Source organism: Streptomyces sp. NPDC028928, from assembly GCF_055564915.1.
On the sequence record NZ_JBVHVI010000001.1, the window covers coordinates 1,009,354 to 1,032,744 of the forward strand.

20 protein-coding genes are annotated in these 23,391 nt (G+C 72.2%); 9 read left to right on the forward strand and 11 right to left on the reverse strand.

Annotated features, from left to right (window positions below; all coding sequences use genetic code 11):
* Positions 1-36 precede the first annotated feature (36 nt).
* A complete protein-coding gene (locus ACZ4U1_RS04385; protein ID WP_467899404.1) occupies positions 37-1,602 on the forward strand; it encodes a cytochrome P450 in 1,566 nt (521 codons plus the stop codon).
* A gap of 6 nt (positions 1,603-1,608) precedes the next feature.
* Here ACZ4U1_RS04385 and ACZ4U1_RS04390 read toward each other — a convergent pair whose 3' ends face one another.
* The 9 genes from ACZ4U1_RS04390 to ACZ4U1_RS04430 all read right to left on the reverse strand — a co-directional run bounded on the left by ACZ4U1_RS04390 (position 1,609) and on the right by ACZ4U1_RS04430 (position 11,431).
* Positions 1,609-2,352 (reverse strand): PIG-L deacetylase family protein, encoded by a 744-nt coding sequence (locus ACZ4U1_RS04390; protein ID WP_467899407.1) that lies wholly within the window; start codon positions 2,350-2,352, stop codon positions 1,609-1,611.
* Between the two features lie 154 nt (positions 2,353-2,506).
* Entirely contained in the window at positions 2,507-3,808 is a 1,302-nt protein-coding gene (locus ACZ4U1_RS04395; RefSeq protein ID WP_467899409.1) for an alpha/beta fold hydrolase, read from the reverse strand.
* Positions 3,809-3,935: 127 nt separating this feature from the next.
* Positions 3,936-4,967, reverse strand: coding sequence for a LacI family DNA-binding transcriptional regulator (locus ACZ4U1_RS04400; protein ID WP_467899411.1), 1,032 nt, complete (start codon positions 4,965-4,967; stop codon positions 3,936-3,938).
* Between the two features lie 55 nt (positions 4,968-5,022).
* Positions 5,023-6,435: a BNR repeat-containing protein gene (locus ACZ4U1_RS04405; RefSeq protein ID WP_467899414.1), complete on the reverse strand. Its 1,413-nt coding sequence runs from the start codon at positions 6,433-6,435 to the stop codon at positions 5,023-5,025.
* A gap of 16 nt (positions 6,436-6,451) precedes the next feature.
* Positions 6,452-6,772 (reverse strand): L-rhamnose mutarotase, encoded by a 321-nt coding sequence (locus ACZ4U1_RS04410; protein WP_467899416.1) that lies wholly within the window; start codon positions 6,770-6,772, stop codon positions 6,452-6,454.
* Positions 6,773-6,789: 17 nt separating this feature from the next.
* Entirely contained in the window at positions 6,790-7,854 is a 1,065-nt protein-coding gene (rhaS, locus tag ACZ4U1_RS04415; protein ID WP_467899418.1) for a rhamnose ABC transporter substrate-binding protein, read from the reverse strand.
* 13 nt (positions 7,855-7,867) lie between these two features.
* Positions 7,868-8,854 carry an ABC transporter permease gene (locus ACZ4U1_RS04420; protein WP_467899419.1) on the reverse strand — a complete coding sequence of 329 codons (987 nt, stop codon included), beginning with the start codon at positions 8,852-8,854 and terminating at the stop codon, positions 7,868-7,870.
* Positions 8,847-9,917 (reverse strand): ABC transporter permease, encoded by a 1,071-nt coding sequence (locus ACZ4U1_RS04425; protein ID WP_467899421.1) that lies wholly within the window; start codon positions 9,915-9,917, stop codon positions 8,847-8,849. The genes ACZ4U1_RS04420 and ACZ4U1_RS04425 overlap by 8 nt, the downstream gene beginning before the upstream one ends.
* A complete protein-coding gene (locus ACZ4U1_RS04430) occupies positions 9,914-11,431 on the reverse strand; it encodes a sugar ABC transporter ATP-binding protein (protein WP_467899424.1) in 1,518 nt (505 codons plus the stop codon). Before ACZ4U1_RS04430 ends, ACZ4U1_RS04425 begins: the two co-directional genes overlap by 4 nt.
* A gap of 277 nt (positions 11,432-11,708) precedes the next feature.
* On the opposite strand from ACZ4U1_RS04430, the gene rhaI reads away from it, so the two are divergent.
* From rhaI to ACZ4U1_RS04470, 8 genes are all read left to right on the forward strand, one after another.
* A complete protein-coding gene (gene rhaI / locus ACZ4U1_RS04435; RefSeq protein ID WP_467899426.1) occupies positions 11,709-12,869 on the forward strand; it encodes an L-rhamnose isomerase in 1,161 nt (386 codons plus the stop codon).
* Positions 12,870-12,977: 108 nt separating this feature from the next.
* Positions 12,978-15,017 (forward strand): bifunctional aldolase/short-chain dehydrogenase, encoded by a 2,040-nt coding sequence (locus tag ACZ4U1_RS04440; RefSeq protein ID WP_467899428.1) that lies wholly within the window; start codon positions 12,978-12,980, stop codon positions 15,015-15,017.
* Entirely contained in the window at positions 15,014-16,480 is a 1,467-nt protein-coding gene (locus ACZ4U1_RS04445) for a rhamnulokinase (protein WP_467899430.1), read from the forward strand. Before ACZ4U1_RS04440 ends, ACZ4U1_RS04445 begins: the two co-directional genes overlap by 4 nt.
* 72 nt (positions 16,481-16,552) lie before the next feature.
* Entirely contained in the window at positions 16,553-17,308 is a 756-nt protein-coding gene (locus ACZ4U1_RS04450) for a (Fe-S)-binding protein (protein ID WP_467899432.1), read from the forward strand.
* A gap of 25 nt (positions 17,309-17,333) precedes the next feature.
* Positions 17,334-18,812, forward strand: a complete 1,479-nt coding sequence (locus ACZ4U1_RS04455; protein ID WP_467899433.1) for a LutB/LldF family L-lactate oxidation iron-sulfur protein — start codon at positions 17,334-17,336, stop codon at positions 18,810-18,812.
* Positions 18,809-19,450: a LutC/YkgG family protein gene (locus ACZ4U1_RS04460; RefSeq protein WP_467899435.1), complete on the forward strand. Its 642-nt coding sequence runs from the start codon at positions 18,809-18,811 to the stop codon at positions 19,448-19,450. Before ACZ4U1_RS04455 ends, ACZ4U1_RS04460 begins: the two co-directional genes overlap by 4 nt.
* Before the next feature lie 95 nt (positions 19,451-19,545).
* A complete protein-coding gene (locus ACZ4U1_RS04465; protein ID WP_467899437.1) occupies positions 19,546-20,547 on the forward strand; it encodes a zinc-dependent alcohol dehydrogenase family protein in 1,002 nt (333 codons plus the stop codon).
* Positions 20,548-20,616: 69 nt separating this feature from the next.
* Positions 20,617-21,771 (forward strand): betaine/proline/choline family ABC transporter ATP-binding protein, encoded by a 1,155-nt coding sequence (locus tag ACZ4U1_RS04470; protein WP_467899439.1) that lies wholly within the window; start codon positions 20,617-20,619, stop codon positions 21,769-21,771.
* Between the two features lie 6 nt (positions 21,772-21,777).
* On the opposite strand, the gene ACZ4U1_RS04475 is transcribed toward ACZ4U1_RS04470, so the two are convergent.
* Together ACZ4U1_RS04475 and ACZ4U1_RS04480 are read right to left on the reverse strand one after the other, a co-directional pair.
* Positions 21,778-22,719, reverse strand: coding sequence for an ABC transporter substrate-binding protein (locus tag ACZ4U1_RS04475; RefSeq protein ID WP_467899442.1), 942 nt, complete (start codon positions 22,717-22,719; stop codon positions 21,778-21,780).
* Positions 22,716-23,387: an ABC transporter permease gene (locus ACZ4U1_RS04480; protein ID WP_467899445.1), complete on the reverse strand. Its 672-nt coding sequence runs from the start codon at positions 23,385-23,387 to the stop codon at positions 22,716-22,718. Before ACZ4U1_RS04480 ends, ACZ4U1_RS04475 begins: the two co-directional genes overlap by 4 nt.
* Positions 23,388-23,391 lie beyond the last annotated feature (4 nt).

The following is a 23,391-nucleotide window of genomic DNA, read 5'->3' on the forward strand; positions in this document are numbered from 1 at the left end:
GCCTCAACCATCCGCTGGATCAAGGGAGATCGCGTCATGGCGGAGACGACGGAGACCATGGAGACCGGGCTGCCGAGGGGTTTCCGGAGCGCCGAACAGGGCTGGCCCGAGCTGCACCGCATCCCGCATCCGCCGCGCCGGCTGCCGCTGCTCGGCGATGTGCTCGGCGCCGACCGGCACCGGCCGCTGCAGGACTCGATGCGCTTCGCGCGCGAGCTGGGGCCGGTCTTCCGCCGCCGGGCCTTCGGCAAGGAGTTCGTGTTCGTGTGGGGGGCACGGTTCGTCGCCGACCTCGCCGACGAGTCCCGGTTCGCCAAGCACGTCGGCCTCGGCGTCGCCAATCTGCGGCCGCTGGCCGGCGACGGACTGTTCACCGCCTACAACCACGAACCGAACTGGCAGCTGGCGCACGACGTCCTGGCGCCCGGATTCAGCCGGGAGGCCATGGAGGGCTACCACGGCATGATGCTGGCCGTCGCCGGCCGGCTGACCGACCACTGGGACCGGCAGCTCGCGGCCGGGCGCACGGTAGATGTGCCCGGCGACATGACCCGGCTGACCCTGGAGACCATCGCGCGGACCGGCTTCGGGCACGACTTCGGCTCCTTCGAGCGGGAACGCCCGCACCCGTTCGTCACGGCGATGGTCGGCACGCTCACCTACGCCCAGCGGCTGAACAGCGTGCCCGGACCGCTGGCCCCGCTGCTGCTGCGGGCCGCCGCCCGGCGCAACACGGCCGACATGGCGTACCTCAACCGCACGGTGGACGGCCTCGTCGCCGCCCGGCGCCGGTCCGGTGGCGGCGAGGGGGACCTGCTGGACCGCATGCTGGCGACCGCGCACCCGGAGACCGGGGAGCGGCTGTCCGCGGAGAACGTCCGCAAGCAGGTGATCACGTTCCTGGTGGCCGGCCACGAGACCACCTCGGGCGCGCTCTCCTTCGCCCTCCACTACCTCGCCCGGCACCCCGAGATCGCCGCCCGGGCCCGCGCCGAGGTGGACCGCGTCTGGGGCGACACCGAGCAGCCCGCCTACGACCGGATAGCCAAGCTGCGCTACGTCCGCCGGGTGCTGGACGAGTCGCTGCGGCTGTGGCCCACCGCGCCCGCCTTCGCCCGCGAGGCCCGTAAGGACACGGTCCTCGCCGACGAGCACCCGATGCGCCGGGGCGCGTGGGCCATGGTGCTGACGCCGATGCTGCACCGCGAACCCGAGGTGTGGGGCGAGGACCCCGAGCGCTTCGACCCGGACCGCTTCACCGCGCCGGCCGTACGGGCCCGTCCCCCGCACACCTTCAAGCCGTTCGGCACCGGCGTCCGGGCCTGCATCGGCCGCCAGTTCGCCCTGCACGAGGCGACCCTGGTCCTGGGCCTGCTGCTGCGCCGTTACGACCTGTCGGCCGACCCCGGCTACCGCCTGACGGTCGCCGAACGCCTGACGCTGATGCCGGAGGGGCTGCGGCTGAGGCTGGAGCGGAGAACGGTACGTCTGAGCGGGGCCGACGAGGGGCGCACCCCGAGGGGCGCGGGGAACCGCGCGACCAGCCACGACGAACCGGCAGACGAACGACGGCACCTCGGGTCGACCCGGGCCCGGCCCTGAGGTGACCTACCGGCCGAACACCTCGAAGGCCACCGCCGGTGTGCCGCCGAAGCGCTTGCCGGTGGCGGTGGTGGTCTCGGTCAGGAAGTCACGGACGTACGCTTCCGGGTCCTGGTCGGTCAGCGCCTCGATATAGGCGCGGTGTTCGAGCAGCGAGCGCACCGCCCGGTCCAGACCGGGTGTGGCGTCGACCGCGTGGGTGGGGCTGCTGGAGCCGGCGACGGCCACCCAGCGGACGCCGTTCCAGGGTGCCAGGCCCTGCTCGGCGAGTTCCGGGAAGATCCAGCGGTTGCCGGCGTCGGCCGCGGCGTCCAGGGTGGCGCGGCCGACGGCGACGTGGTCGGGGGTGTTCCAGGCGACTCCGCCCCAGGTGTCGCGGTGGTTGAGGGTGACGACGAGTTCGGGGCGGTGGCGGCGGATCGCGGCGGCGATGTCGCGGCGCAGCCCGACGCCGTACTCGATCACGCCGTCCCGGTGGTCGAGGAACTCCACGGTGGTGACGCCGACGACGGCGGCGCCGGCCCGCTGCTCGCGCTCGCGCAGCGGGCCGCAGACGGCGGGGTCCAGGGTGTCGATGCCCGCCTCGCCACGGGTGGCCAGCACATAGGCGACCTCGCGGCCGGCGTCGGTCCAGGCGGCGACGGCCGCGGAGCAGCCGTACTCCAGGTCGTCGGGGTGGGCCACCACGGCGAGGGCCCGCTGCCAGTCGCCGGGCAGGGGCTGGAGCTGAGTGATCTTGGACTCCGTCATGGGCGGCACACTATGCCGCCCTCCCCGGCACGCAACTCCTTTTGCCCGCACGCCCGGTCCGCCGCGTACGTCACACCTCGTCCGTCACACCGCCTCCGTCACACCGCCTCCGTCACACCGCCTCCGTCACACCTCGTCCGTCACACCTCGTCCGTCACACCTCGTCGCGCACCAGCGCCAGCAGCCGGTCCAGCACCCGGGGCGCGCCCGCGCGCAGGCCGTCGTGCTCGTACTCGTTGGTGACCCAGGGACGCAGGCCGCGGATCGCGGCGGCGGTCTCCAGGGAGTGGGCGGTGTCGACGTACATGTCGTCGTGGTAGACGGCGGCGGCGACCGGGACCTCGTTCGCGGCGAGCCGTGCCGGGTCGTAGAGCGGGCGCCAGTCGGTGCGGGCGGCGAGCAGTTCGGCCGTCTCGCGCAGGGGCCGCAGGGCCGGGTCGGCGTCGAACATCCAGGGGTGGACCGTCTCGCCGGTGAAGAGCACCGGGCCGTCGCCGGTGAGCGCCTTCGCCGCGTCGAACTGCGGGAACTCGGCGCGGACGCGTTCGGCGGCCCAGGCGGTGGGGCGGGCGTCCTGGCCGTAGATCGACTCGTGGACGAGGGCGTAGAGGGGGTGGGCGGCGTACGACAGGAGGGACTGGACCTGCTCCTGGAAGGCGTCGGCGAGTTCGAGGCCGGCCGGCGTGCGGACGAAGGCGTCCTCCAGCAGGTGGTGGAGCCGGTGGCTGCCGTCGCTCGCGCCGAGCATCAGGCCGAGGGACTGGAAGGCCTCCACCGTGAAGCGGTAGCCGTTCGGCAGGACCACGTCGTGGGTGAGGAGGTGGTCGGCGATCCGGCGGGCCCGCTCCACGTCCTGCGGGTAGCGGGCGTAGTGCGCGGTGACCTTGCGCTCGATGCGCGGGTAGGCGGCCCGGTAGACGTCGTCGGCGTGGGCGTGCAGGGAGGGCAGACCGCCGGTGACGAGCGCGGTGTGGACGCCTTCGGGGGCGAGGGAGAGGTACGACACCGTGCAGAAGCCGCCGAAGCTCTGGCCGAGCACGGTCCACGGGGCGCCGCCGGTGACCTGGGGGCGGATGGCCTCGCAGTCGCGGACGATGGAGTCGGCGCGGAAGTGGGTCAGGTAGTCGGCCTGTGCGGCGGGGCCGCCGCGCAGCGGCAGCGTCTGCCGGGTGGCGGGGGTGGAGCGGCCGGTGCCGCGCTGGTCGAGCAGCAGGACACGGTACTCCTTCAGGGCCCGGTCGAGCCAGGCCTGACGTCCGACGAAACGATGCGCCCCGAACCCCGGGCCGCCCTGCAGGTACACCAGCCAGGGCAGGTCCTGCCCGGCCTTGTCGCTCGCCACCGCCTCGCGGGCGTACAGCTCGATGGTCTCGCCGCCCGGGTCGGCGTGGTCGAGGGGAACGGTGAAGTGGCGGTCGGTGAGGACGACGCCGGGCTGGCGGTAGCTGAGGCTCAACGGGTCTCCTGGGACGGACGGTCCGGACGTGTCCCAGTTGAGCACATGAGCGGGCGTGGGCCGAGCCCCGGGATCATGGATCGTCACTGAACCGCCGGTCAGCACGGGACCGGCCGCGGGACCCGGCTCAGCGTGCGGCGAGGCTGGAGCGGCGCACCACCAGCTCCGGCTGGAGCACCACGCGCCGGTGCTCGTGCGTCCGCTTCCCTTCGCCCTCGCCCTGCTCGGTCTCCTCCAGCAGCAGCTCGGCGGCGAGGGCGCCCATGGTGACGGCGGGCTGGCGCACGGAGGTGAGGGGTACGGCGGCCGCGGCGGCGAACTCGATGTCGTCGTAGCCCACGATCGCCAGGTCGTCCGGGACGGTGACGCCCGCCGCGTACATCGCCTGGAGCACGCCGAGGGCGAGCAGGTCGTTGGCGCAGAAGACGGCGGTGGGCCGGTCGGCGAGACCGAGCAGCCGGGCCCCGGCGTCCCGGCCGGCGGCCACGTCCAGCCGTTCGGTGGGCAGTTCGCGCAGCGCCTCGGGGCCGAGCCCGGCCTCGGCGAGCGCGTGCAGCGCGCCGGTGCGCCGGTCGCGGACCTGGTTGAAGCCGGGCGGCCCGCTGACGTAGGCGATCGAGCGGTGCCCGGCGTCCACCAGATGCCGGACCGCGAGCGCGCCGCCCGCGACGTCGTCCACGGAGACCGAGCACTCGGTGGTGCCCTCGGCGACCCGGTCGACCAGCACGAACGGGATGCCGTGCCGGCGGAACGCCTCGATGTTGCGGCCGGTGGCGTCGGCCGGGGTGAGCAGCACCCCCCGTACTCGCTGCTCGGCGAAGAGCGACAGGTACTCGGCCTCCTCGGCGGCGTTCTGCGCGCTGTTGCACACCATCACACCGAGCCCCGCCTCGCGGGCCGCCCGCTCGGCGCCGCGCGCGACGTCCACGAAGAACGGGTTGCCCATGTCCAGCACGAGCAGCCCCATGATCCGGCTGCGGCCCGCCCGGAGCTGGCGCGCCGACTCGCTGCGGACGTAGCCGAGCCGGTCGATCGCGGACAGCACCCGGGCGCGGGTCTCGCCGGCGACGGTGTCCGGGCGGTTGATGACGTTGGACACGGTGCCCACCGACACTCCGGCGGCGCGGGCGACGTCCTTGATACCCACCGACTGGGCCATCGGGCTTCGGACCTCCAGGGAACGGGGATGCGGCGGGACGACCTTCACATTACCGTCACGCCGGCAGGGCGAAGTCGGCCACGTGCAGTGCCGAGGGTGTGGTGCCGGTGGATTTCTCCTGGTACATGAACGACAGCACGTTGTCCGCCCTGACCCGGGTCTCGTCGATGACGACCTCGCCGAAGGCGTTCAGTCCGCCGCCGTCGTACAGCAGCGTCCAGTCGGTGTACCCGGAAGCCCGCGAGGCCGCGGCGATACGACCGTACGGGAAAACGGCGTAGGCGTTGTCGTACCGGTCCAGGACCAGCTTGGTGCGCTGGCTGGAGCCGAGGGGGACCGGGATCTCGGTCTTCTGCCAGCCGCCGGAGGCGTTCTTGCGCAGGTGGAAGGCGCGTCCGTGGGCGGTGCGGTCGGCGACGTAGTCGGTGGTGCACTGGCCGAAGCGGCCGGGGACGTAGGAGATGACGGCGTGCGGCCGGCCGGCGGAGTCGGTGGTCTGGCTCTCCTGGTTCATCAGCGAGTGGTCCGGGTTCAGCGGGTCGACCACGAGGCCGCCGTCGCCGACGGAGACCCTGTCGGCGCCGCCGGTGGTGCCGACGACGGTGCCCGCGTCGTTGCGCCAGGTACGGCCGCGGTCGTCGGACCAGACGTAGCCGGTGTCGTGGTTGGTGATGCCGCCGCCGCCGCACATGACGGCCGCGTTCTGCTCCCGCCAGGTGAACAGGGCGTGCAGCCGGCCCCGCGTGTCGTAGTCGATGCCGTGCAGATACATGTTCCGGGCGGTGCTGGAGCCGTGCTCACTGGTGTACGTGCCGGTCGCGCTGGTCCACTCCCCCAGCGCGGTCCAGCGTGACCCGTCGTACTCCGCCAGGGCGCCCCGGCCGTTGCCGGAGACACCGGCGCGGTAGCTGAGCTGGAGCCGGCCCTCCGGGGTGGCGACGAACTGCGGGTAGGTGAACTGCGAGGTGAGCGCGAGCCCGTCGAGGGTGGTCTGTACGGCGCCGAAGACGGACGGGGTCCAGGCCGTGCCCGTCGGGTCGTCCATGAGCCCGGCGACGGACTTGACGTAGAAGAAGCCGTCGCTGTGGGAGTCCATGTTCAGGTGGAGGCGGCCGTCCGTCGCGGAGACGCCCATGGAGATGACGTTGTGGGAGTCGTCGGCCTTGAGCCGGTGCGGCAGGGTGGCCGTCGACCAGGTGGCGGAGCCGAGGGCCCGGCGGGCGACGACCGCGTTGCGGCTCGCCGTGTACCAGGCGGCGTACTGGTGGCCCTTGTGGGTCAGCAGGCCGTTCTTCTGGAAGGAGTTGTTGTTGACCAGGCCGTCGTAGGAGACGAAGTAGACGGCCTGGGCGTCGAGTCGGGTGGTTCCCTTGCTCGTGACCGACGGGCCGGGGGCGGCCGCCCGTGCGGTTCCGGCGGCCGTGACGGAGGCGGCGAGGGCGCCGGCCAGCACGGTGCGTCGTCTCATGGTGGGCTCCAGGTGGTCAGGCGAGGTGGAACACTTCGGTGAGCGGTTTCATGGCCTCGTCGGGGCGGGCGCCGTCCAGGGACTCGAAGAACGGCGCCATCTCCTTCTGCCAGCGCGCGTTGACGTCGGTGGCCGCCATGCCCGCCTGGGCGGCGGCGAAGTCCTCCGTCTCCAGATAGCCGACGAGCAGGCCGTCCTCGCGCAGGAACAGCGAGTAGTTGTGCCAGCCGGTCGCCCTCAGGGCCTCCAGCATCTCCGGCCAGACGGCCGCGTGCCGCTCCCGGTACTCGTCGAGCCGGTCGGCCCGCACCTTCAGCAGGAAACACACGCGCTGCATCAACAGCCCCCGTCGGCTCAGAAGTCGAACTGGTCGATGTTCCTGGCGTCGAACACGGTCGGCTTGCCCAGGCTGATCACGCCGTCCTTGCCGATGGTGTACGTCGTGCCGCCGGCCTTGAAGGTCTCGCCCTCCTTGCCGGTGATCTGCCCCGACGCCAGCGCGACCACGGTCCGGGCGGCCAGGTCCCCGAGCTTGGCCGGGTCCCACAGCTCGAAGGCGTCGACGGTGCCGTTCTTGACGTACTTGCGCAGGTCGTTCGGCGTGCCGAGCCCGGTCAGCTTGACCTTGCCCTTGTACTTGGAGCCCGACAGGTACTGGGCGGCGGCCTTGATGCCGACGGTGGTCGGGGAGATGATCCCCTTCAGGTCCGGGTGTTCCTGCAGCAGGCCCTGGGTCTGCTGGAAGGACTGCTGGGCGTCGTCGTTGCCGTAGGCGATCTTGACGAGCTTGATGTCCTTGTACTTGGGGTCCTTCAGCTCGTCCTTCATGTAGCCGATCCAGGTGTTCTGGTTGGTCGCGGTCTGCGCGGCCGACAGGATCGCGATCTCGCCCTTGTACCCGATCTGTTCGGCGAGCAGCTGCACCTCGGTACGGCCCAGGTCCTCGGCACCGGCCTGCGAGACGAAGGCGTTGCGGCAGCCGGGGTCGGTGTCGGAGTCGTAGGTGACGACCTTGATGTCGTTCGTCATGGCCTGCTTCAGCGCGGTGCACAGGGCACCCGGGTCCTGCGCGGAGACGGCGATGGCGTTCACCCGCTGCTGCGTGAGCGTGTTGACGTAACTCACCTGCCCGGCGGTGTCGGTGGCGCTGCTCGGCCCGGCCTCCTTGTACGTCGAGCCGAGTTCGCCGAGCGCCTTCTCACCGCCCTTGTCGGCGGTGGTGAAGTAGGGATTGTTGACCTGCTTGGGCAGGAAGCCCACGGTCAGCCCCTTCTTGGTGGCCGCGTTCGGATCGGCCTTGCCGGCGGAGGCGGCGGCGGAGTTGTCGTTCTTGACATCGTTCTTGGTCGTGCCACCGCAGGCGGTGAGGGCGAGGGCGAGGGAGGTGACGGAGACGAGGGTGAGGCGGGACGCGCGCATGGCGGAGGGTTCCTTACGAGGAGGAGGGGTGGGAGCGTCCCTTCAGGGACGCGGTGCTGTATTGCCGGGCGACCCGGGGCCCGAGCACGGAGACGACGAGCAGCACACCCGTCACGACGATCTGCGACTGCGCCGACACGTTCAGCAGACTCATCACGTTCTGCAGCGCACCGAGCAGGAAGACACCGGCGATGGCCCCGCCGATGGTGCCCTTGCCCCCGTCGAAGTCGATCCCGCCCAGCAGCACGGCGGCGACGACGGACAGTTCGAGCCCGGTGGCGTTGTCATAGCGCGCACTGGCGTAGTGCAGCGCCCAGAACACACCCGTCGACGCCGCCATGAACCCCGTGGCGACGAACAGCAGCAGCTTCGTCCGCTTCACCCGGATCCCGGCGAACCACGCCGCCTCCTCCCCCGCCCCGATGGCGAACAATGACCGCCCGAACGGCGTGGCGTGCAGCAGCACCACGGCGATGGCGAGCACCACGACGAAGGGCAGGAACGCCTTCGGCAGGAACGTGTCAGCGACACGGCCGGCGGCGAAGTCCAGGTACTGCTGCGGGAAGTCGGTCACCGCGTCGGACCCGAGGACGATCTGCGCGATGCCCCGGTAGGCGGCGAGGGTGCCGATGGTGACGGCGAGGGAGGGCAGTCCGAGCCGGGTCACCAGCAGACCGTTGACCAGCCCGCAGACCACGCCCAGCAGCAGGCACAGCGGAATGATCGTCTCGATGGTCATGCCCTCGTTCCACAGCCTGCCCATCACCGCGCCGGACAGCCCGGCCGTGGACGCGACGGACAGGTCGATCTCGCCGGCGACGACCAGCAGGGTCATCGGCAGGGCGATCAGCGCGATCGGGAGCGTGTTGCCGAGGAGGAACGACAGGTTGAGCGCGTTGCCGAAGCCGTCGACGAAGCCGAACGACAGCAGCAACAGGACGACGAGCAGCGCGCCGACGACCGTGTCCCAGCGGACCGCGCGGGTGAGCGACTCAGGCACCGGCCTTCTCCTTCGCCATGGCGATCCTCCTCGGGGCCGACTTCTTCTTCAGGGCGGCGGTCACGCGCAGCGCCACGATCCGGTCGACGGCGATGGCGAGCAGCAGCAGGACGCCGTTGATCGCGAGCACCCAGACGGAGCTGACGCCGAGCGCGGGCAGCACGCTGTTGATCGAGGTGAGCAGCAGGGCGCCGAGGGCGGCGCCGTAGACGCTGCCGGAGCCGCCGGTGAAGGCGATGCCGCCGACCACGACCGCGCTGACGACGGTGAGTTCGTAGCCGTTGCCGGTGCCGGAGTCGACGTTGCCGAACCGGGCCAGGTACATCGCTCCGGCGAGTCCGGCGAGCGCGCCGCAGAAGGTGTACGCGGCCAGGATCCGCTTGCGCACCGGGATGCCGGCCAGCCGGGCCGCCTCGGGGTTGGAGCCGAGGGCGTACAGTTCCCGCCCGCTGCCGTAGTGCTTGAGGTAGTACCCCGTCGCCACGAGCACCACGAGCGCGATCACGGCGAGCCAGGGGATCGCGAAGATGCCGCCGGAGCCGAAGTCCACGAAGCCGCCGGGGAGGTCGGCCGCCGTGATCTGCCGGGAGCCGACCCAGATGGAGTCGACGCCCCGGATGATGTACAGGGTGCCGAGGGTGACGACCAGCGCGGGCACCTGGCCCAGGCTGACCAGCAGCCCGTTGAGCAGGCCGGAGCCGACGCCGAGCAGCACGGCGAGGAGGATCGCGACGACCGTGCTGCCGCCGCCGTGCAGATAGGTGCCGGCGGCGAAGGCGCTGATGCCGAGGGTGGAGCCGACGGACAGGTCGACGTTGCGGGTGAGGACGACCAGGGACTGGCCGGTGGCGACCAGTACCAGGATGGTGGCGTTGAGCAGCAGGTCCTTGACGCCCTGCTCGGAGAGGAACTCACGGTTGCCCGCCTGGGTGACCGCGATCATCACCAGGAAGACGGCAAGGATCGCGAGTTCCCGCATCCTGAAGACCCGGTCGACCAGCCGGGTGCCGCCGGACCGGGGCACTGCGGCGACGGGGGTCTCGTCCGTGGTGGTCACCGTCATGCGGCGGTCCTCCCGGTGGCGGCGGCCATCACGGTCTCCTCGGTGGCGTCGGAACGGGGGATCTCGGCGGTGATCCGGCCCTCGTGCATCACGAGCACCCGGTCGGCCATACCGAGGATCTCCGGCAGATCGGAGGAGATCATCAGGACGGCGACCCCGTCGGCGGCCAGTTCGCCGAGCAGCCGGTGCACCTCGGCCTTGGTGCCGACGTCGATGCCCCGGGTCGGCTCGTCCACGATGAGCACCTCGGGGGCGGTGGCGAGCCACTTGGCGAGGACGACCTTCTGCTGGTTGCCGCCGGACAGGGTGGCGACGGCGTCCGCGATCCGGGCGTACTTCACCTGGAGCTTCACCGCCCAGTCCAGCGAACGGCTGCGCTCGGCACCCCGGTTCACCAGCCCGGCCCGGGCGGTCGTACGGAGCCCGGTCAGGCCGATGTTCCGCTCGATGGACAGATCCATCACCAGGCCCTGGGCGCGCCGGTCCTCCGGGACGAGGGCCAGCCCCGCCGCCATCGCCACGGACGGCGCACCGCCCGTGAGCCGGCGCCCGGCGACCTCCACCTCGCCCGCGTCCCAGCGGTCCACGCCGAACACCGCGCGGGCCACCTCGGTACGGCCCGCCCCCACGAGCCCCGCGAGGCCGACGATCTCACCGCGCCGCACCTCGAAGGACACATCGGTGAACACGCCCTCGCGGGTCAGCCGGCGGACGCTCAGCACCACCTCGCCGGGCTGCACCTCCTGCTTGGGGTACAGCTCGGCCAGGTCACGGCCTACCATCCGGCGGACCAGGTCGTCCTCGGTCATCCCGGCGAGCGGCTCGCTCGCGATCCAGGCGCCGTCCCGGAGCGTGGTCACCTTCTGGCAGATCTCGAAGATCTCCTCCAGCCGGTGCGAGATGAACAGCACGGCCGCGCCCTGCTCGCGCAGCGTGCGGACGACACCGAAAAGGCGGGCGACCTCGCTGCCGGTCAGGGCGGCCGTCGGCTCGTCCATGATCAGCACCCGGGCGTCGAAGGACAGCGCCTTGGCGATCTCCACGATCTGCTGGTCGGCGATGGACAGGCCACGGGCGGGCCGGTCGGGGTCGAGGTCGACGCCGAGCCGCTGCATCAGGGCGGCCGTCGCCGCTCGGGTGGCCCTGTGGTCGATCCGGCCGAGAGCGCGCCTGGGCCGGCGGCCCATGAAGATGTTCTCGGCGATCGACAGGTCGGGGAAGAGGGTCGGTTCCTGGTAGATCACGGCGATGCCGGCGTCACGGGCGTCGCCGGGGCCGTGGAAGAGGACGGGTTCGCCGTCGAGCAGCACCTGGCCGGTGTCCGGCCGGTGCACTCCGGCGAGGGTCTTGATCAGCGTCGACTTGCCCGCGCCGTTCTCGCCGGCGAGGGCGTGCACCTCGCCGGGCAGCAGCTCCAGGGAGACGTCCCGCAGGGCGCGTACGGCACCGAAGGACTTGGAGACGCCCTTCAGTGCCAGCACCGGGGCCGGTCCCGTGTCAGGCGGGTGGGTCATGGGGGCTCCTCAGCGACACCGGCGGCGGGAACGGCAGGGCCGCGGGGCCGCCACGGGGTCGTGAAAGGTTTCAAGTGGATGGCCGGGACGGTAGGCACCGCAGCCATGTCACGTCAATGGGTCCGTATCGAAAAAATTTCGATAGCCGAAGGTCACGGCGGGGTCACGGCGAGCCGGAGCCGTCGGACTGCTTGACACCCCTCCGGGCGCCCCCTAGCTTGCCGTTCTGAATCGTTTCACATGCTCAGTCGTCCGCCGACATCACAGGAGCCCCGAAGTGACCGACCTCGCCGCGGTGAAGGCCGCGCTCAAGACCCAGGCCGTCGAGACGCCGTCGTGGGCGTACGGGAACTCCGGGACCCGCTTCAAGGTCTTCGCCCAGGCCGGGGTGCCGCGCTCACCGTGGGAGAAGCTCCAGGACGCGGCCCAGGTGCACGCCCTCACCGGCGTCGCACCGACCGTCGCCCTGCACATCCCCTGGGACGCGGTCGACGACTACGCGGCGCTGGCGAAGTACGCCGAGGAGCGGGGCGTACGGCTGGGCGCGATCAACTCCAACACCTTCCAGGACGACGACTACAAGCTGGGCAGCATCTGCCACCCGGACGCGGCGGTACGGCGCAAGGCCGTCGATCACCTGCTGCGGTGCGTCGACATCATGGACACCACCGGGTCGCGGGACCTGAAGCTGTGGTTCGCCGACGGTACGAACTATCCCGGGCAGGACGACATCCGCGCCCGGCAGGACCGGCTCGCGGAAGGGCTGGCCGAGGTGTACGCGCGGCTCGGTGAGGGGCAGCGGATGCTGCTGGAGTACAAGTTCTTCGAGCCGGCGTTCTACACCACGGACGTGCCGGACTGGGGGACCGCGTACGCGCACTGTCTCAAGCTCGGCGACCAGGCCCAGGTGGTCGTGGACACCGGACACCACGCGCCGGGGACCAACATCGAGTTCATCGTGGCGACGCTGTTGCGGGAGGGGAAGCTCGGCGGGTTCGACTTCAACTCGCGCTTCTACGCCGACGACGACCTGATGGTGGGGGCGGCGGATCCGTTCCAGTTGTTCCGGATCATGTTCGAGGTGGTCCGGGGCGGGGGGTTCACCTCCGAGGTCGCGTTCATGCTCGATCAGTGTCACAACATCGAGCCGAAGATTCCGGCGATCATCCGCTCGGTGATGAACGTCCAGGAGGCCACGGCCAAGGCCCTGCTGGTCGACCGTGAGGCGTTGGCAGCGGCTCAGGGGGCCGGGGACGTGCTCGGGGCCAATGCCGTGCTGATGGATGCGTACAACACCGATGTCCGGGGGCTTCTGGCCGAGGTGCGGGAGGAGTTGGGGTTGGACTCCGATCCCATGGCCGCGTATGCCCGGTCCGGGTGGGCCGAGAAGATCGTCGCCGAGCGGGTTGGCGGCGAGCAGGCCGGTTGGGGGGCGTGAGCGTCTGCCGGGTTCTGTTGTCTGCGGGGTGCGGGCCGCATGTGGCGGGTCGCGCAGTTCCCCGCGCCCCTTTGCATCCCACCCTCTTCTGAAAAGGGAACCGTACTCATGACCACCCGTCCCGAAGTCGCCGCTCTCCTCGACCGCTCCCACCGCCTCGGCTCCGATCCCCGCAACACCAACTACGCCGGCGGGAACGCCTCCGCGAAGGGCACCGCCACCGATCCCGTCACCGGTGGTGATGTGGAGCTGATGTGGGTGAAGGGGTCCGGTGGTGACCTCGGCACGCTCACCGAGGGCGGGCTGGCCGTGTTGCGGCTGGATCGGCTGCGGGCGCTCGTGGAGGTGTATCCGGGGGCCGAGCGCGAGGACGAGATGGTCGCCGCGTTCGACTACTGTCTGCACGGCAAGGGCGGGGCCGCGCCCTCCATCGACACCGCGATGCACGGGCTGGTGGACGCCCCGCACGTGGATCACCTGCACCCCGACTCCGGTATCGCGCTGGCCTGTGCGGCCGACGGGGAGAAGCTGACCGCCGAATGCTTCGGGAACAGTGTGGTGTGGGTGCCGTGGCGGCGGCCCGGGTTCCAGCTGGGGCTGGACATCGCCGCGATCAGGGCCGCCCACCCGCAGGCCGTCGGATGCATCCTCGGCGGGCACGGGATCACCGCCTGGGGCGACTCGTCCGAGGAGTGCGAGCGGAACTCGCTGCACATCATCCGGACGGCCGAGGCGTTCCTCGCCGAGAAGGGGAAGGCGGAGCCGTTCGGGCCCGTCGTCGAGGGGTACGAGGCGCTGCCCGAGCCCGAGCGGAGGGAGCGGGCCGCGGCTCTCGCGCCGTACGTCCGTGCGCTCGCCTCGCAGGACAGGCCGCGGGTCGGACACTTCGACGACTCGGATGCCGTACTCGACTTCCTCGCCCGTGCCGAGCACCCCCGGCTGGCCGCTCTCGGCACCTCCTGCCCCGACCACTTCCTGCGGACGAAGGTACGGCCGCTCGTCCTGGACCTGCCGCCGGCCGCGCCGCTGGACGAGGCCGTGGCCCGGTTGAAGGAGCTGCACGCCGCGTACCGCGAGGAGTACGCCGCCTACTACCGGCGGCACGCGCTGCCCGACTCCCCCGCCATGCGCGGCGCCGACCCGGCCATCGTGCTCGTCCCCGGCGTCGGCATGTTCTCCTTCGGCAAGGACAAGCAGACCGCCCGGGTGGCGGGCGAGTTCTACGTCAACGCCGTCAACGTGATGCGCGGGGCCGAGTCCGTCTCGTCGTACGCGCCGATCGAGGAAGCCGAGAAGTTCCGCATCGAGTACTGGGCGCTGGAGGAGGCCAAGCTCCGGCGGATGCCCGCGCCGAAGCCGCTCGCCACGCGCGTCGCGCTCGTGACGGGGGCCGGCAGCGGGATCGGGAAGGCGATCGCGCACCGGCTGGTGGCCGAGGGGGCGTGTGTCGTCGTCGCCGATCTGAACGGTGAGAACGCCTCGGCCGTCGCCGAGGAGCTGGGCGGTCCGGACCAGGCCGTCGCCGTCACCGTCGACGTCACGTCCGAGGAGCAGATCGCCGCCGCGTTCCGGGCGGCCGTGCTCGCCTTCGGCGGGGTGGACCTGGTCGTCAACAACGCCGGGATCTCCGTCTCCAAGCCGCTGCTGGAGACGTCGGCGAAGGACTGGGACCTTCAGCACGACATCATGGCCCGTGGTTCCTTCCTGGTGTCGAGGGAGGCGGCGCGGGTGATGATCGCGCAGGGGCTGGGCGGCGACATCGTGTACATCGCCTCGAAGAACGCCGTCTTCGCCGGGCCGAACAACATCGCCTACTCGGCCGCCAAGGCCGACCAGGCCCATCAGGTGCGGCTGCTGGCCGCCGAGTTGGGCGAGCACGGGATCCGGGTGAACGGGGTCAACCCGGACGGCGTGGTGCGCGGGTCCGGGATCTTCGCCGGCGGCTGGGGGGCGCAGCGGGCCGCGGTGTACGGGGTGCCGGAGGAGAAACTGGGCGAGTTCTACGCGCAGCGGACCATCCTGAAGCGGGAGGTGCTGCCCGAGCATGTGGCGAACGCGGTGTTCGCGCTCACGGGCGGGGACCTCACCCACACCACCGGGCTGCACATCCCCGTCGACGCGGGTGTGGCGGCCGCGTTCCTGCGATGAGCGCGGGTGTGAGGTCGTACGCCGCGGTCGATCTCGGCGCCTCCAGCGGGCGGGTGATGGTGGGGCGGGTGGGCCCGGACTCGGTGGAGCTGAGCGAGGCGCACCGGTTCCCCAACCGGCCGGTGCGGGTCCCGGAGGGGCTGCGCTGGGACGTGCTCGCGCTGTACGGCGGTGTCCTGGACGGGCTGCGGGCGGCGGGTGCCCACTGCGGTGGACGGCTCGCCTCGGTGGGCGTGGACAGCTGGGCCGTCGACTACGGTCTGCTGGACGCCGACGGGGCCCTGCTCGGCAATCCGGTGCACTACCGCGATGCCCGCACGGAGGGCGTGGCGGAGAAGGTGTGGGCGACCGTGCCGGCGGCGGAGCTGTACGCGGCCACCGGCATCCAGTACGCCCCGTTCAACACCCTGTACCAGCTCACGGCCGCCCGCTCGACCGCCCAGTCGGCCGGTGCGCGGCGGCTGTTGCTCATCCCGGACCTGCTGACGTACTGGCTCACCGGCGAGCAGGGCACCGAGCTGACCAACGCCTCCACCACCCAGCTGATCGATCCCCGGACCCGTGACTGGGCGTACGGGGTCGCCGAGCGGCTGGACATCGACCTCGGCCTGTTCGCGCCGCTGCGGCAGCCGGGCGATCCGGCCGGGAGGCTGCGGCCGGAGGTGCTGGCGGAGACGGGCCTGGCCGGTCCGGTGCCGGTGACGGCCGTCGGCTCGCACGACACCGCCTCCGCGGTGGCCGCGATCCCGGCGGCGGCCGGTGAGCGCTTCGCCTACATCTGCACCGGCACCTGGTCCCTGGCGGGGCTGGAGCTGGACGCGCCCGTGCTCACCGAGGAGAGCCGGGCCGCGAACTTCACCAACGAGCTGGGCCTGGACGGCACCGTCCGCTATCTGCGCAACATCATGGGGCTGTGGCTGCTCCAGGAGTGCGTACGGGCCTGGGGCGAGCCGGATCTGGGGGTGCTGCTGCGGGAGGCGGCCACCGTGCCGACGCTGCGCTCGGTGGTGGACGCCGGGGACGGGGCGTTCCTGGCGCCGGGGCGGATGCCGGAGCGGATCGCCGAGGCCTGCCGGGTGTCGGGGCAGCCGGTGCCCGAGACCCGGGCCGAGACCACCCGGTGCATCCTCGACTCGCTGGCCCTCGCCCACCGGCGGGCCGTGCTGGAGGCGCAGCGGCTGGCCGACCGTCCGGTGGACGTGGTGTACCTGGTCGGGGGCGGCACCCGCAACGCGCTGCTGTGCCAGCTGACGGCCGACGCCTGCGGTCTGCCGGTGGTGGCCGGTGCGACCGAGGCGGCGGCCCTCGGCAACGTCCTCGTGCAGGCCCGCGCGCACGGACTCGGCGGCGACCTGGCCGCCCTGCGCCGGCTGCTGACCCGTACCCAGCCGCTCACCCGGTACGCGCCTCGCGGCGACACCGCCCGGTGGCGGGCGGCCGAGGCCCGGCTCGCCACGCGGTGAGCCGCGCTCTCTTCTCGGCGCGACCCGCCGACTACCCTGCACTCGTCCGACGACCGACACCGAGGAGCCGCGATGCGTGTCGCCCTGTTCCTGACCTGTGTCAACGACACGCTGTATCCGGACACCGGGCGCGCCGTGGTGAAGCTGCTGACCAGACTGGGTGTCGACGTCGACTTCCCGATGGGCCAGAGCTGCTGCGGGCAGGCGCACTACAACACCGGCTACCGCCATGAGGCGGAGCCGCTGGCCCGGCATTTCTCCGATGTCTTCCGGGAGTACGAGGCGATCGTGACGCCGTCCGGGTCGTGCGGGGCGATGGTGCGGGAGCTGTATCCGCGGATGGGGGAACGGGCGCGGGCCGAGGGACGCGGGGACGCCCTCGCGCGGACGCTGGCGCCGGTGGTGCCGAAGACGTACGAGCTGACCGAGTTCCTGGTGGACGTGCTCGGGGTGACGGACGTCGGCGCCTGCTACCCGCACAAGGTCACCTATCACCCGACCTGTCACGGGCTGCGCGGGCTGGGGCTCGGCGACCGGCCGCGCCGGCTGCTCCAGGCCGTCAAGGGACTGGAACTGGTCGAACTGCCGGGTGCCGAGGAGTGCTGCGGGTTCGGCGGCACGTTCGCGCTGAAGAACGCCGAGGTGTCGGCGGCGATGGGCGTGGACAAGGTGCGCAGCGCCGAGTCGACGGGCGCGGAGGTGCTGTGCGCGGCCGACAACTCCTGCCTGATGCACCTCGGCGGCACGATGAGCCGGCTGCGGACGGGCATGCGGCCGGTGCACATCGCGGAGATCCTGGCGAGCACGGAGGAGGAACCGGCGGCATGACCGGAACGACGCGGGAGGAGCCGGCATGACCGGAACGTTCGTCGGCATGCCGGCCTTTCCGGAGGCCGCGCACGACGCCGTCCACAACCCCACCCTGCGCGCCAACCTGCGGCACGCCACCCACACCATCCGGGCCAAACGGGCCAGGGCGGTGGGCGAGTTGTCCGACTGGGCCCAGTTGCGTGAGGCGGGTCGGCGGATCAAGGACCACACCCTGCGCCATCTCGACCGGTACCTGGAGCAGTTGGAGGAGTCGGTCACCGCGGCCGGCGGTACGGTCCACTGGGCCGCCGACGCCGACGAGGCCAACCGGATCGTCGCCCGGCTGGTCAGGGAGACCGGTGAGTCGGAGGTCGTGAAGGTCAAGTCGATGGCCACGCAGGAGATCGGCCTCAACGAAGCCCTGGAGGCCGAGGGCATCCGCGCCTACGAGACCGATCTCGCCGAGCTGATCGTCCAGTTGGGCAAGGACCGTCCCTCGCACATCCTGGTGCCGGCCATCCACCGCAACCGCGGCGAGATCCGGGACATCTTCCGCACCGAGATGGGCACCTGGGGCCGTCCCGCGCCGGACGGCCTCACGGACACGCCCGCCGAACTCGCCGAGGCGGCCCGGCTGCACCTGCGGGAGAAGTTCCTGCGGGCCAAGGTCGGCATCTCCGGCGCCAACTTCATGGTCGCCGAGACCGGCACGCTCGTGGTGGTGGAGTCCGAGGGCAACGGCCGGATGTGCCTGACCCTGCCCGAGACCCTCATCTCGGTCGTCGGCATCGAGAAGGTCGTCCCCACCTGGCGGGACCTGGAGGTCTTCCTCCAGACCCTCCCCCGCTCCTCCACCGCCGAGCGCATGAACCCGTACACCAGCATGTGGACGGGCACCACGGACGAGGACGGACCCCGTACCTTCCACCTGGTCCTGCTGGACAACGGCCGCACCGACACCCTCGCCGACCAGGTCGGCCGCCAGGCGCTGCGCTGCATCCGCTGCTCCGCCTGCCTGAACGTGTGCCCGGTCTACGAACGGGCCGGCGGGCACGCGTACGGCTCGGTCTACCCGGGTCCCATCGGTGCCATCCTCAGCCCCCAGCTCAGGGGCACGGCGAGCGAGATCGACGCCTCCCTGCCGTACGCGTCGAGCCTGTGCGGGGCCTGCTACGAGGTGTGCCCCGTCGCCATCGACATCCCCGAGGTGCTGGTGCACCTGCGGGAGCGGGTGGTGGAGGGCGGCCCGGCGGTGCGGCAGGGCAACAAGGTGGTGCTCCAGCCGGCCAAGGGGCACGCGGCGGAGCGGGCGGCGATGCGGGCGGCCCGCTGGGCGTTCACCCACCCGGGCGCCCTGCGCGCGGGCCAGCGGCTGGCCTCCCGGACCCGCCGGCTGCACCCCCGTACCCTGCCCGGCCCCGGCCGGGCCTGGAGCGGCACCCGGGACCTGCCCGCCGTGCCGGCGGAACCCTTCCGGGACTGGTGGCAGCGCACGCGCGGCGGAAAGGACGGTGCCGAGTGAGCGGCAGGGAGCGGATCCTCGGCCGGGTGCGGCGCGCGCTCGCCGATGTGACGCCGGACGAGCGGCCGTACGAGGAGGCCGTGCCCCGGGGCTATCTGCGCGAGCACGGGGAGCGGACCGCCGGGCAGACGGTGGAGCTGCTGGCGGAGAACCTGGCGGACTACCGGGCGATCGTGCACCGCGGCGAGGTGGCGCAACTGCCCGAGCTGATCGGCAGGTTGCTGGCCGAGCGGGGCGCCCGGGAGGTGCTGGTGCCGCCCGGACTGCCGCCGGAGTGGACGGCGGCCGCGGACCCCGTGCGGATCGATGACCGGGCGGCGGACACTGCGCGGCGGCTGGACCGGGTCGACAGCGTGGTGACGGGCTGCGCCGTGGCGATCGCCGAGACCGGCACGATCGTCCTGGACGGCTCCCCGGACCAGGGCCGGCGCCGTATCTCGCTCGTCCCGGACCACCACATCTGTGTCGTCCGCGTCCCGGACCAGGTCGTCTCCTCCGTCCCGCAGGCCCTCGAACGCCTCGACCCCGCCCGCCCGTTGACCTGGATCTCCGGCCCGTCGGCCACCAGCGACATCGAGCTCGACCGGGTGGAGGGCGTGCACGGCCCCCGCACCCTGGAGGTGATCCTGCTCGGCTGACGATCCCCTTGGTACGAGAACCGTCGTAGTTTGACAGTCATCGTACTTTGCCGCAGAGTGATGAGTGATCACTGTTGCGGCAACGGGGAGTTGACATGGCGAGGACGGTACGGTTCCACGAGACCGGCGGGCCCGAGGTGCTGCTGCTGGAGGATCTGGAGCCGGGTGAGCCGGGTCCCGGCGAGGTGCTGCTGCGCGTCGAGGCGATCGGCGTGAACCGGGCCGACGGGCTGTTCCGCAGCGGCCGGTACATCGAACCGGTCAAGCGGTTCCCGGCCCGGCTCGGCAACGAGGCGGCGGGCGTGGTGGAGGCGGTCGGCCCCGGGGTGACCGGTGTCGTGCCCGGGCAGCCGGTCAGTGTCGTGCCGAGCTTCTCCCCCAACGACTACGGCGTGTACGCCGAACGCGCGCTCGTCCCCGCGTCCGCGCTGCTCCCCCGCTCCCCCGACGTGGACCCGGTCAGCGGGGCGGCGGTGTGGATGCCCTACCTGACCGCGTACGGCGCCATGGTGGAGGTCGGCGGGATCCGGGCCGGGGACACGGCCGTGGTGACCGCGGCCTCCAGCAGCCTCGGTCTGGCCGCGATCCAGACGGCGAACCGGCTCGGCGCCACGCCCGTCGCCGTCACCCGGACCCGCGCCAAGCGGCAGCGGCTGCTGGACGACGGCGCCGCCGAGGTGATCGTCTCCGACGAGGAGGACGTGGCCGCCCGGGTGCTGGAGCTGACCGGCGGCCGGGGCGCCGAGCACGTCCTCGACGCCGTCGCCGGGCCGGGCGTGCGGGAACTGGCCCGGGCCGTGGCCGCCGACGGCACGCTGCTGCTGTGGGGGATGCAGAGCGGCGAGCCCACCCCGTTCCCCGGGTTCGACCTGGGCATGCCCGCGCTGAACATGCGCACCTACACCGTGACCCGCGAGGTCCTGGCGCTCCCCGAACGGATGCGGCGCGCCGTCGCCTTCGTCGACTCGGGGCTGCGCACCGGCACCCTGCGCCCGGTGGTGGACCGCACCTTCCCACTGGAGGACGTCGTCGAGGCCCACCGGTACATGGAGGCGGGCGCCCGGTACGGCAAGATCGTGCTGACGGCCGGGCGCTGACCGGCCCCGTGTCCGCCGGTCGGGGCACGACGGGATGAGGCCCGGGACGCGCTGCCGTAGCGTGAGGGAATGATCCGGTTCGAGCAGGTCACCAAGCGGTATCCGGACGGTACGACGGCCGTGGACGACCTCTCCTTCGAGGTGTCCGAGGGCGAACTGGTCACGCTCGTCGGACCCTCCGGATGCGGCAAGACGACCACCATGATGATGGTGAACCGGCTCATCGAGCCGACCTCCGGCCGCATCCTCGTCGGCGGCGAGGACATCGCGACCGTCGACCCGGTGCGGCTGCGCCGCCGGATCGGGTACGTCATCCAGCAGGTGGGCCTCTTCCCGCACCGCACCGTCCTGGACAACACCGCGACCGTGCCCGCGCTGCTCGGCTGGAAGCGGGCGAAGGCGCGGGCGCGGGCGGCCGAGCTGCTGGACCTGGTGGGTCTCGACCCGAAGACCTACGGGCCGCGCTATCCGCGGCAGCTGTCCGGCGGGCAGCGGCAACGGGTCGGCGTGGCGCGGGCGCTGGCCGCGGATCCGCCGGTGCTGCTGATGGACGAGCCGTTCGGCGCCGTCGACCCGGTGGTGCGCGAGCAGTTGCAGGACGAGTTCCTGCGGATGCAGGCCGCGGTGCGCAAGACCGTGCTGCTGGTCACGCACGACATCGAGGAGGCCGTCCGGCTCGGCGACCGTATCGCCGTGTACGGACAGGGCCGCATCGAACAGTTCGACACGCCGGGCGCGGTGCTCGGGACGCCCGCGACGCCGTACGTCGCCTCCTTCGTGGGCGCCGACCGCGGACTGAAGCGGCTGTCGGTCACCGCGATCGAGCCGGACGACCTGGAGCAGCCGCCGGTGGCCCGGCTGGACGAACCCGCGGGGCGGGCGCTGGAACGGCTGCGGGCCGAGGACGCCCGCTGGGCGGTGGTCCTGGACGCGGGCGGTGATCTGCACGGCTGGGTCGGCGTCGACGAACTGGTGGCGGGCGGCACGGTCGGGGAGCTGACCCACCGGATGACCGCCTGGGTGCCGGTCGGAGCACCGCTGAAGCAGGCGTTCGGGGTGATGCTCCAGTACGACGCCGGGTGGGTCGCGGTGCTGGAGGGGGCGCGGTTCCTCGGCGTGCTGACCCCGGCGAAGCTGCACGAGGCGCTGCGCCGCTCGGTGGACGCGGACGCGCGCGGGGTGACGCGGGGGCAGGTGCCGTTCGACTCGGTGGCGGACGCCTGACCCGGATCACTTCAGCAGGCCTTTGTCCTTGAGATAGGCGCGGGCCACGTCGGCCGGCAGCCGGCGCCAGCTGTCGACCTGCCGGTTCATGGCGGCCAGGTCACCGGTGGTGAGGACGTCGCCCAGCCTGCCGAGCGCCTTCGCCACACCGGGGCCACCCGCACGGGAACGGTTGACGACCGGGACGACGTAGTCGGCGTTCTGCAGCCGTTTGTCGTCGGCGAGGAGGACCAGGCCGAAGGAACCGAGGGTGGCGTCGGTGGTGGTGGTCAGCACCATCTGGTCCCGGCCGGCCTGCACGGCCCGCTTGGCCTGGGTGGTGCCGACACCCTTGGGGTCGACGCCGGTGATGTCGATGCCGTACACCTTCCGCAGCCCCGGCGCGCAGTACGGCCGTTGCACGCACTCGTCGCCCGCGGCGAGCCGTACCTTCAGCCGGGAGGCGCCGAGGTCACTGAGGGTCCTGAGCCGGTGCCGGCGGGCGTAGGCGGCGGTCACCGCGAAGGCGTTCTGGTCGACGGCCCGGCCCGGCGGCAGGACGGTGAGGCCGCGGGGCGCGGCGAGGGCGCGCAGCGCCCGCATGGTCGCGCCGAGATCGGGCGAGCCGACCGGGGTGGCGTCCGCGCCGTGCGTCCTGGCACCCAGCCAGTCGGCGAAGGTGGCCGCGTACTCGGGGACGACGTCGATCTGGCCCGACTCCAGGGCCGGTTCGTACAGTTCCCGGTTGGCGACGGTGAGGAGGGACGTCCGGTAGCCGGCCTGGTTCAGCAGCTGGGCGTACATCTGGGCGAGCAGGTCGCTCTCGGTGAAGCCGGCCGAGCCGACGGTCAGGTGACGGCTGTCGCCGGGCGGCGCGGTGACCTGGCCGCGGTTCTCCAGGGACGGGCCGGTGGCACAGGCGCCCAGGGCGAGGAGCGCGAGCGCGGCCAGTGCCGTACGGCCCCTCACCGGCCGCCCCTGAGCCAGACCGGCGCCAGCCGTTCGGCGATCTCGAAGACACCCTCGACGACGAGCGCGAACACGGCGACGAGCAGCGCGCCCGCAACCACCTGGGGCGTGCTGGCCAGGTTGAAACCGGCCGTGATGATCCGGCCGAGGCCGCCGCCGCCCGCGAGCGCGGCGATGGTGGCGGTGGCGACGAGCTGCACGGCGGCGATCCGCACCCCGTTCAGCAGCAGGGGGAGCGAAAGAGGCAGTTCCACGTGGAGCAGCAGCTGCCGGCCCGTCATGCCCATGCCCCGTGCGGCCTGGACGACACCGCGGTCGACCTCGCGCATGCCGACATAGGCGTTGGTGAGCAGCGGCGGTACGGCGAACAGCACCAGGGCGACCACCGTCGGCCCTTCGCCCCACCTGCCGACCGGGGTCAGGAGCAGCAGGACCAGCACGGCGAAGGTGGGGACGGCCCGGCCCACGTTGGAGATGTTCACGGCGAGCGCGCCGCCCTTGCCGAGGTGGCCGAGGACGAGCGCGACGGGCAGGGCGATCAGACAGCTCAGGAGCAGGCAGACGACGGTGAGCACGAGATGCTGGAACAGCCGGTGCCGGATGCCGTCGTCGCCCGACCAGTGCGCGGGGTCGGTGAGCCAGTCCCAGGCGGCGGTGAGGGTGCTCATGCGC